At 46.1% G+C, this 9,950-nt stretch carries 13 protein-coding genes and 2 pseudogenes; all 15 read left to right on the top strand.

Annotated features, from left to right (window positions below; all coding sequences use genetic code 11):
- Positions 1-180: pseudogene (locus ACK5MF_RS14815) on the top strand (group II intron reverse transcriptase/maturase); the annotation flags it as partial.
- Positions 181-436: 256 nt separating this feature from the next.
- Positions 437-1,072: a flagellar protein MotX gene (gene motX, locus ACK5MF_RS14810; protein WP_416923360.1), complete on the top strand. Its 636-nt coding sequence runs from the start codon at positions 437-439 to the stop codon at positions 1,070-1,072.
- A 265-nt stretch (positions 1,073-1,337) separates the two neighbouring features.
- Positions 1,338-3,785 (top strand): ribonuclease R, encoded by a 2,448-nt coding sequence (gene rnr, locus ACK5MF_RS14805; RefSeq protein WP_416923359.1) that lies wholly within the window; start codon positions 1,338-1,340, stop codon positions 3,783-3,785.
- Between the two features lie 7 nt (positions 3,786-3,792).
- Positions 3,793-4,539, top strand: a complete 747-nt coding sequence (gene rlmB, locus ACK5MF_RS14800) for a 23S rRNA (guanosine(2251)-2'-O)-methyltransferase RlmB (protein ID WP_416923358.1) — start codon at positions 3,793-3,795, stop codon at positions 4,537-4,539.
- 488 nt (positions 4,540-5,027) lie between these two features.
- Entirely contained in the window at positions 5,028-5,339 is a 312-nt protein-coding gene (rpsJ, locus tag ACK5MF_RS14795) for a 30S ribosomal protein S10 (RefSeq protein ID WP_001181007.1), read from the top strand.
- Between the two features lie 14 nt (positions 5,340-5,353).
- Positions 5,354-5,983, top strand: a complete 630-nt coding sequence (rplC, locus tag ACK5MF_RS14790) for a 50S ribosomal protein L3 (RefSeq protein ID WP_416923357.1) — start codon at positions 5,354-5,356, stop codon at positions 5,981-5,983.
- Positions 5,984-5,999: 16 nt separating this feature from the next.
- On the top strand, positions 6,000-6,602 hold the full coding sequence (rplD, locus tag ACK5MF_RS14785; protein ID WP_102941165.1) for a 50S ribosomal protein L4: 603 nt from the start codon (positions 6,000-6,002) through the stop codon (positions 6,600-6,602).
- Complete coding sequence (rplW, locus tag ACK5MF_RS14780) at positions 6,599-6,901, top strand: 50S ribosomal protein L23 (RefSeq protein ID WP_165310141.1); 303 nt, start codon at positions 6,599-6,601, stop codon at positions 6,899-6,901. Before rplD ends, rplW begins: the two co-directional genes overlap by 4 nt.
- Positions 6,902-6,917: 16 nt before the next feature.
- On the top strand, positions 6,918-7,742 hold the full coding sequence (rplB, locus tag ACK5MF_RS14775) for a 50S ribosomal protein L2 (protein WP_416923356.1): 825 nt from the start codon (positions 6,918-6,920) through the stop codon (positions 7,740-7,742).
- A 20-nt stretch (positions 7,743-7,762) separates the two neighbouring features.
- Complete coding sequence (rpsS, locus tag ACK5MF_RS14770; protein WP_042485188.1) at positions 7,763-8,041, top strand: 30S ribosomal protein S19; 279 nt, start codon at positions 7,763-7,765, stop codon at positions 8,039-8,041.
- 10 nt (positions 8,042-8,051) lie between these two features.
- Complete coding sequence (rplV, locus tag ACK5MF_RS14765) at positions 8,052-8,384, top strand: 50S ribosomal protein L22 (RefSeq protein ID WP_042485189.1); 333 nt, start codon at positions 8,052-8,054, stop codon at positions 8,382-8,384.
- 19 nt (positions 8,385-8,403) lie between these two features.
- Positions 8,404-9,105, top strand: a complete 702-nt coding sequence (gene rpsC / locus ACK5MF_RS14760; protein WP_042485192.1) for a 30S ribosomal protein S3 — start codon at positions 8,404-8,406, stop codon at positions 9,103-9,105.
- 11 nt (positions 9,106-9,116) lie between these two features.
- A pseudogene (gene rplP / locus ACK5MF_RS14755) lies at positions 9,117-9,527 on the top strand (50S ribosomal protein L16).
- Positions 9,527-9,718 (top strand): 50S ribosomal protein L29, encoded by a 192-nt coding sequence (gene rpmC / locus ACK5MF_RS14750; protein WP_416923355.1) that lies wholly within the window; start codon positions 9,527-9,529, stop codon positions 9,716-9,718. The pseudogene rplP and the gene rpmC overlap by 1 nt, the downstream one beginning before the upstream one ends.
- Positions 9,718-9,950 (top strand): 30S ribosomal protein S17 (rpsQ, locus tag ACK5MF_RS14745; protein ID WP_416923354.1); only part of this gene is annotated, 233 nt, incomplete at its 3' end. The genes rpmC and rpsQ, both read left to right, overlap by 1 nt.

Raw genomic sequence — 9,950 nt, 5'->3', positions numbered from 1 at the left:
CAGCTTGGATATAAGCCGCCGTTTAGATTTATCCGAATGAGTAGTTGGAGAAATGCGCAAAGTCCTCTAGCCAGTTATGCGATGCCAAACCAATGGTTCAACGAACTGGGGTTGGTAAATCTTGAGCAAGTAGGAACAGGGTATGTGTTTAGCAATTATGCTGAATGGAAGTATGCATGAGCCGTATACGAGGTCCGTACGTACGGTTCTGTGAGAGGGATGAGGCGGTAACGCCTCACCCTACTCGATTATACCGAGAGCTGAGAGTGATGATATTTTGTACTTTAGTGGCAATTAATTGCCGATTATTTACAGCTTTGAGCTAAAGAGATCCGCTTAATCGCCGATAAAAAATCAAACCAGTCATGATGCGTAATAACGCTATACTCAAAATACTTGAGTAGTATGGCTATCGGAATTAAGTAAGAGTGCATGTATGAAGCTACGAACGGTAGCAGCTTCTCTCATATTGGCATTGCATTCCTCGTTTAGTCACGCAGCCGTGGCCGATGTGGGGGAGCCTGTACCAATTTATACAGAAGCTGAACTCATAAAATTGATTGAAGAAAACAAGCATTTGGAACGAGTCAAAGCCGACAATTGTCAGTTGGTGGAAGATATCGTTGCACGTGCCACTCGCATCAGTTTGCCGGCATACGAATTTTTGTATGGCGACATGTTGGCGTGGGGGGTCTGTGTCGATCAGGATGTCGAGCTAGGTTTGTACTACATGGAAAATGCTGCCCATCAAGGGTTGCCAACGGCACTCGAGCAGCTTGGTCGTTATTATTCTCGAGGAACCTTAGTTCAGCAGGATAAAGAACGCGCTATACCGTATTTGCGTGAAGCGGCGTCTATGGGTAACTTGAATGCTCGTATTCAGTTAGCGGAACTGCTGCTGCGGGATTACGGCAGTCCACTCGATTACGAAGATGCCTATCGTTGGTTGTATAACTCGGCAACGGCGGATCAACGAGTGCATAATCGCATTAACATCCTCCGTCAGGGATTGGAAATGCGTATGCCTGAAAATGTTATCGCACGCGCTAAGCGTCGTGAAACCTTCTGGTAAACGTTCTTACCACTATACAGTACACAAAGCTATGTATACAAAAAGCTATATATACAAAAGCTACGTATACAAAAATCTAATCGGTTCATGCTCAAATTCGATAATTGGGCGTGAACTTCATTCCTTTCTGCACTGAATTTCGCCTTTATTACTTCAAAGATTGTTGATAGCAACTATCTTATTAGTATTACTCACTTTTTATCCTTAAGCTTGGCTGCGCAGTAGGATATACTTTAACTCCCTCTTACATTAAGTAGGTCTGCCTATGTCTGATTCCATCTATATTGATCCGTTTGCGGATCGCGAAGCCGATAATTACGAAAATCCGATCCCGAGTCGTGAGTTCATCATCGAATTTTTAACTCAAGCTAATGTGCCAATGAATCGTAATGATTTGTTTGAAGCATTAAATCTCTCCGGTGAAGATCAGTATGAAGGTCTGCGTCGCCGCCTGCGCGCGATGGAACGAGACGGTCAGTTAGTCTTTACCCGCCGCCAATGTTACGCACTGCCTGAAAAACTCGAATTAATTAAAGGTTATGTGATTGGTCATAAGGATGGCTATGGCTGGGTTCGCCCAGATGGCAACACCAATAAAGATAACGATATTCTTTTGCCTCACCATCAAATGAGAACCATCATCCATGGTGATTATGTATTAGTGCAACCTGCAGGCACGGATAAACGCGGCAGAAAAGAGGGGCGCTTAGTTCGCGTATTGGAAGAACGTAAAACACAAATTGTCGGTCGTTTCTTCTTTGAGCATGGTTATTCCTATGTTGTGCCTGATGACTCACGAATTCATCAGGACATTTTAATTCCCAACGAGCAGCGTAGCGGTGCTCGTATGGGTAATGTGGTGGTCATCGAACTGACCGATCGTGGCTCGCGTAATCGTGGCATGATGGGCAATGTTGTGGAAGTGCTGGGCGAGAACATGGCACCGGGCATGGAAACGCAAATAGCCATTCGTACTCATCAAATTCCTCATGTATGGCCAGATGAAGTGGAAAAACAGGTGGCGGGTTTAGGCGAAGAAGTACCAGAAGAATCCAAGCAGGGGCGAGTTGATTTACGCGCTTTGCCGCTAGTGACCATCGATGGTGAAGATGCCCGTGACTTTGATGATGCGGTATTCTGTGAAGCGAAAAAAGGTGGTGGTTGGCGTTTATGGGTCGCGATTGCCGATGTGAGCTACTATGTGCGTCCGGACACTGCTTTAGATAAAGAAGCAATTAACCGTGGTAACTCGGTATACTTCCCATCACAAGTGGTTCCTATGCTGCCAGAAGTGCTTTCAAATGGCCTATGCTCACTCAACCCGCAAGTGGATCGCTTGTGTATGGTGTGTGAAATGACCATTTCGGAAAGCGGTAAGCTATCTGGTTACAAACACTATGAAGCGGTGATGAACTCACATGCCCGCTTAACCTACACTAAGGTTCATGACATTCTCGAAGGGGATGAAGAACTGCGCGAACGTTATAGTGATCTCGTGCCACACCTTGAACAGCTACATAAAATGTATCAAGTTCTCAAAGTGGCGCGTGAACAGCGTGGCGCGATTGAATTTGAAACGGTTGAAACCAAATTTATTTTCACTCCTGAGCGTAAGATAGAAAGCATCGAGCCACTGATCCGCAATGATGCTCATAAGCTGATTGAAGAATGTATGATCATGGCCAACATTGCTTCCGCCTCATTGGTGGAAAAAGCCAAAGAGCCTGCTCTGTACCGTATTCACGAAACTCCGGGCGAAGAACGTCTGATGGGTTTTAGAGATTTTCTTGGTGAATTGGGTTTAGAGTTATCTGGCGGGTTAGAACCATCACCGACCGACTATGCCCATCTCATGCAGCAAATTAGTGAACGCCCAGATAAAGAGCTGATCCAAACTATGTTGCTACGCTCTATGAAGCAGGCAATATATAGCCCTGATAATGCAGGGCACTTTGGTTTGGCGTTGAAGCGTTACGCTCACTTCACCTCACCAATTCGACGTTACCCTGACTTATTGTTGCATCGTGCGATTAAGTATCTGATTGCCAAACATGAAGGACGTAACCAAGATCGCTGGACTCCAACCGGTGGTTTCCACTACTCATTTGACGATATGAATTACTACGGCGAACAGTGTTCGATGACCGAGCGCCGCGCCGATGATGCTACTCGTGAAGTGTCAGATTGGCTCAAATGTGAGTACATGCAAGATCATGTTGGCGAAGAGTTGGAAGGTGTTATTGCTAATGTGACTGGATTCGGTTTCTTTGTGCGTTTAGCAGACCTACATATTGACGGCTTAGTACACATTTCTACCCTAGCCAATGACTACTATCGATTTGATCCAATAGGTCAACGATTGATTGGCGAGTCATTTGGTAATACCTACCGCTTGGGTGATTCGGTCAAAGTGAAGGTGTTATCTGTGAACCTTGACGATAGACAAATTGACTTTGAAATCGTCGAAACAAGTCGTAAGCTACGCGGCGCTGGTAAGACTGCCAAGAAACGAGCGACGGAATCGAAGACCAAAGCCAAAGGTAAAAAGGCAGCCGCCAACCTTGACAGTAAAGCCGTACCCATGATTGAAGCCACTAAACGTCCGGATGATGGTACAGGCAAGGCAAAGAATAAAACGAGTAAATCCGCTAAGGCTCGTAAACAGAAAGCTCGCGCTCAAGCCGGTAAGGCAAGAGCGAAAAAGAACAAATAGGTAACGCATGAGTAACGAACTAATTTATGGCATCCACGCAGTAAAAGCGGTGTTAGAGCGAGATCCTGCTCGCTTTGTGGAAGCTTATGTACTGAAAGGTCGTCAGGATGACCGCTTACTACCTGTGCTTAATGAACTGGCACGGCTGGGTGTGTCGATTCAGGAAATGAACCGCAAAGTTCTTGATGACAAAGCGCAAGGAGCCAATCACCAAGGCGTGATTGTCAAAGTAAAACCAGCAAGACAGCTTAACGAGCATGATTTAGAGCTGATTGTTGACCAAACAGAGCAACCATTATTCTTAGTGCTTGATGGTGTCACTGACCCACACAACTTAGGTGCTTGTCTGCGTAATGCTGATGCGGCAGGTGTGGCAGCGGTTATTGTACCTAAAGATAAGTCAGCACCAATGACGGCCACCGTCAGCAAAGTGGCCTGTGGTGCAGCAGAGACAGTACCATTGGTTCGCGTGACTAACCTTGCTCGCACTATGCGTGCGATGCAGGAAAAAGGCGTTTGGTTTGTTGGCACGGCTGGCGAAGCAACGCATGATATCTACCAAAGCAAACTCGTTGGCCCTTTAGCGATTGTTATGGGAGCCGAGGGAGACGGAATGCGTCGTCTGACCCGAGAAACTTGTGATGACCTGATTAAGATCCCGATGGCGGGCTCGGTATCAAGCCTGAATGTTTCTGTTGCTTCAGGTGTATGTCTATTTGAAGCTGTCCGTCAACGTATTGCGGCAGTGAAATAACGTGACACACTCTCATTCCCACGGTCCCCGTGGGAATGCATACCTCAACTTAAAGCAACGCTCCCACGCAGGAGCATGGGAGCGAGAAGGTTGTTAGTTTTCCCTGTTGTCCAATCCCCACCAACCCAACCGCTCAAACTTTCCCCGTTTAATTTTCAAACAACCCTTGCATGTGAAACTGTGATCTGTATAATGCAGCGCACTGGTTAAGCCAGTTGTGAACCAATGAGCAGCGAGGAGCTGATAAATCCTAGGTTTTTATAAAATTCAGGTTTGTCAGGTAATGTATACTCAGCTTATGTTCGCAGTTAATTAAAATTTAGCTCATGCTTATCTAGTTTAGATAACTGAGGTTAATCACCTATTAGCTGACAATGTGCCCAATCTGGGTACTACGGTTTCACATAAATCAATCGGCATTCTCTCGTTTTAACGAGTTTGAGTGGCGATATTGTTTGTGTAATTTTTAATTATTGGAGCTCTGTCTCATGCAGAACCAACGCATCCGTATCCGCCTAAAAGCATTCGATTACAAACTAATCGACGCTTCTACAGCGGAAATCGTTGAAACAGCTAAGCGTACCGGCGCGCAGGTTCGTGGTCCTATTCCACTACCTACTCGTAAAGAGCGTTTCACTGTTCTTATCTCTCCACACGTAAACAAAGATGCACGTGACCAGTACGAAATCCGTACTCACAAGCGTCTGATCGACATCGTTGAACCAACTGACAAGACTGTAGATGCTCTAATGCGTCTAGACCTTGCTGCTGGTGTTGATGTTCAAATCAGCCTAGGTTAAGGGAGATTAGAAGAATGATTGGTCTAGTCGGACGTAAAGTGGGTATGACCCGCGTATTTACCGAAGAAGGCATTTCTATCCCAGTAACAGTTGTGGAAGTTGAAGCTAACCGTGTTGCTCAAGTGAAAACACTTGAAAACGATGGTTACACAGCAATCCAAGTAACTGCTGGTGCTAAGAAAGCTAGCCGCGTATCAAAACCAGAAGCTGGTCACTTTGCGAAAGCTGGTGTAGAAGCTGGTCGTGGTCTTTGGGAATTCCGCTTAGAAAGCGGCGAAGAGTTTGAAGTTGGTGCTGAACTAACTGTTGAACTTTTCAACGAAATCAAAAAAGTAGACGTTACTGGTACATCTAAAGGTAAAGGTTTCCAAGGCACTGTTAAGCGCTGGAATTTCCGTACTCAAGATATGACTCACGGTAACTCTTTGTCTCACCGTGCTCCTGGTTCTATCGGTCAATGTCAGACTCCAGGTCGCGTGTTTAAAGGCAAAAAAATGTCTGGTCACATGGGTGCAGAGCGTGTAACGACTCAAAACCTTGAGATCGTACGTGTTGATGCTGAGCGCAATCTGCTTCTTATCAAAGGCGCAGTCCCTGGCTCAATTGGCGGTAATGTTATCGTCAAACCAGCAGTTAAAGCATAACGTCTAGGAGTAAGTAATGGAATTGATGGTTAAAGGTGCTAACGCACTAACTGTTTCCGAAACTACTTTCGGACGTGAGTTCAACGAAGCTCTTGTACACCAAGTAGTTGTTGCGTATGCAGCAGGTGCTCGTCAAGGTACTCGTGCTCAAAAAACACGTTCAGAAGTTTCTGGCGGTGGCGCTAAGCCATGGCGTCAAAAAGGTACTGGCCGTGCGCGTGCTGGTACTATCCGTAGTCCACTATGGCGTACAGGTGGTGTTACTTTTGCTGCGAAACCACAAGATCACAGCCAAAAAGTAAACAAAAAAATGTACCGTGGTGCTATGAAGAGCATTTTCTCTGAGCTAGTTCGTCAAGAGCGTTTAATCGTTGTTGAAAGCTTCTCAGTAGATGCACCAAAAACTAAAGAACTAACAGCTAAGCTGAAAGAACTTGAACTTAACGATGTACTAATCGTTACTGGTGAAGTAGACGAGAATCTATTCTTAGCTGCTCGTAACCTATACAAAGTTGACGTGCGTGACGTTACTGGTATCGACCCAGTTAGCCTAATCGCATTTGACAAGGTTCTTATGACTGCTGATGCAGTTAAGCAAGTTGAGGAGATGCTGGCATGATCCGTGAAGAGCGTCTACTAAAAGTTCTACGTGCACCGCACATCTCTGAAAAAGCAACTATGGCAGCTGAGAAAGCGAACACTATCGTTTTCAAAGTATCAATGGATGCAACTAAGAAAGAGATCAAAGCAGCTGTAGAAAAGCTATTTGAAGTTGAAGTTAAGTCTGTAAATACTCTTATCACTAAGGGTAAGACCAAGCGTCAAGGGGTTCGCCAAGGCCGTCGTTCAGACGTGAAAAAAGCGTACGTTACTCTTAACGAAGGTCAAGATCTTGACTTTGTTGGCGGCGCGGAATAACAGGAGTAGTTGAAAAATGGCTATTGTTAAATGTAAGCCGACTTCGGCTGGTCGCCGTCACGTTGTTAAAGTTGTTAATGCTGACCTATACAAAGGTAAGCCTTACGCGCCACTTCTAGAGAAAAACTCTAAGAACGGCGGTCGTAACAACAACGGTCGTATCACAGTACGTCACATCGGTGGTGGTCACAAACAACACTACCGTTTGGTTGACTTTAAACGTACTAAAGATGGTATCCCAGCGAAAGTTGAGCGTCTTGAATACGATCCAAACCGTAGCGCAAACATCGCTCTAGTTCTGTACGCAGACGGTGAGCGTCGTTACATCCTAGCACCTAAAGGTGTTCAAGCTGGTGATGCTATCCAGTCTGGCGTTGATGCGCCAATCAAAGCTGGTAACGCGATGCCAATGCGTAACATCCCAGTAGGTTCAACTGTACACAACGTTGAACTAAAACCTGGTAAAGGTGGTCAGCTAGCTCGTTCGGCTGGTGCATATGCTCAAATCGTTGCTCGCGACGGTGCATACGTAACTATCCGTCTACGTTCTGGCGAGATGCGCAAAGTATTGTCTGAAGGCCGTGCAACAATCGGTGAAGTAGGCAACGCAGAGCACATGCTACGTGAATTAGGTAAAGCTGGTGCAAGCCGTTGGCGTGGTGTTCGTCCTACCGTTCGCGGTGTGGTAATGAACCCGGTTGACCACCCACATGGTGGTGGTGAAGGCCGTACGTCTGGTGGTCGTCACCCAGTTTCTCCTTGGGGTGTGCCAACTAAAGGCTACAAGACTCGTAGCAACAAACGCACTGACAAGTACATCGTACGTCGTCGCAATAAGTAATCTATTTAAGAGGATAAGCCATGCCACGTTCTCTCAAGAAAGGTCCTTTTATTGACCTACACTTGCTGAAGAAGGTAGAGAAAGCGGTGGAAAGCGGAGACAAAAAGCCTATTAAGACTTGGTCCCGTCGTTCAATGATCATTCCTACAATGATCGGTTTGACCATCGCTGTCCATAATGGTCGTCAACACGTTCCAGTTTTCGTAACTGACGAGATGATCGGTCACAAACTTGGTGAATTTGCACCAACTCGCACTTACCGCGGCCATGTCGTGGATAAGAAAGCTAAGAAGCGTTAAGGAGTAGATGATGGAAGCATTAGCTAAACATAACTTTGCTCGCATTTCGCCTCAGAAAGCTCGCTTAGTTGCAGATCAAATTCGCGGTAAGAAAGTTGACCAAGCTCTAGAACTTCTAACATTCAGCAACAAGAAAGCTGCTGAGCTAGTTAAGAAAGTTCTTGAGTCAGCAATCGCTAACGCGGAACACAACGAAGGTGCTGACATTGACGATCTACGTGTCGCTAAAATCTTCGTAGATGAGGGCCCTGTCATGAAGCGTATTATGCCTCGTGCTAAAGGCCGTGCGGATCGTATCTTGAAGCGTTCAAGCCACATTACTGTGGTTGTCGCAGATCGCTAAGAGACTAGGAGAGTAAGCAATGGGTCAAAAAGTACATCCTAATGGTATTCGTCTTGGCATCGTTAAGCCTTGGAATGCTACATGGTTTGCTAATACCAAAGATTTCGCTGACAACCTAGACGGCGACTTCAAGGTACGTCAGTTCCTAACTAAAGAACTGTCAAAAGCGTCTCTTTCACGTATCGTTATCGAGCGTCCAGCGAAGAGCATCCGTGTGACTATTCACACTGCTCGTCCAGGCGTTGTTATCGGTAAGAAAGGCGAAGACGTTGAGAAGCTACGCACAGCTGTAGCTAAAATTGCAGGTGTACCAGCGCAAATTAACATCGCTGAAGTACGTAAGCCTGAGCTAGACGGTCAATTAGTGGCTGATAGCATCGCGTCTCAACTAGAGCGTCGCGTTATGTTCCGTCGTGCTATGAAGCGCGCAGTACAAAACGCTATGCGTCTAGGCGCTAAAGGTATCAAAGTGGAAGTAAGTGGCCGTCTAGGCGGTGCTGAAATTGCACGTTCTGAGTGGTACCGTGAAGGCCGTGTGCCTCTACACACTCTACGTGCTGACATTGATTACGCAACTTCTTCAGCTCACACCACATACGGTGTAATCGGCGTTAAAGTTTGGATCTTCAAGGGCGAAATCCTTGGTGGTATGCCAGCTGCAAACGCTGTTGAGCCTAAGGCTGATAAGCCTGCGAAGAAACCGCGTAAAGGCCGTAAGTAAGGAGTCGACAGATGCTACAACCTACACGTACTAAGTTCCGTAAGATGCATACTGGTCGTAACCGTGGTCTAGCATAAGGTACTGAAGTTAGCTTTGGTTCTTTTGGTTTGAAAGCTGTAGGCCGTGGTCGTCTAACTGCGCGTCAAATCGAAGCGGCACGTCGTGCGATGACACGTCACATTAAGCGTCAAGGTAAAATCTGGATCCGTGTGTTCCCAGACAAACCAATCACAGAAAAACCGCTAGAAGTTCGTCAAGGTAAGGGTAAAGGTAACGTTGAGTACTGGGTAGCCCAAATCCAACCTGGTAAGGTTATGTACGAAGTTGATGGTGTACCTGAAGAATTGGCTCGTGAAGCGTTCCGCCTAGCGGCACGTAAACTGCCATTCAAGACTACATTTGTAACTAAGCAGGTGATGTGATGAAAGCACAAGATCTACGCGACAAAAGCGTTGAAGAGCTTAATACTGAGCTATTAGCATTGCTTAAAGAGCAGTTCAACTTGCGTATGCAAGCTGCAACTGGTCAGCTACAGCAAACTCATACTCTAAAAGCTGTCCGCCGTGATATCGCACGTGTGAAAACTGTTTTGACTGAGAAGGCAGGCGCATAATGAGCGACAAAATTCGTACCCAACAAGGTCGTGTTACTAGCGACAAGATGGACAAGTCTATCACTGTTGCTATCGAGCGTTTCGTAAAGCACCCAATCTACGGTAAATTCGTTAAGCGCACGACTAAAGTACACGCACATGATGAGAACAACGAATGTGGCCTAGGCGACTTAGTTGAAATCAAAGAGTGTCGTCCACTGTCTAAGACTAAGTCTTGGACTTTGGTGAAAGT

The organism is Vibrio sp. (assembly GCF_047973365.1).
Taxonomy (GTDB): Bacteria; Pseudomonadota; Gammaproteobacteria; order Enterobacterales; family Vibrionaceae; genus Vibrio.
Note: the sequence above shows the minus strand (reverse complement) of the source record. Positions and strands in the feature narration are given on the sequence as shown.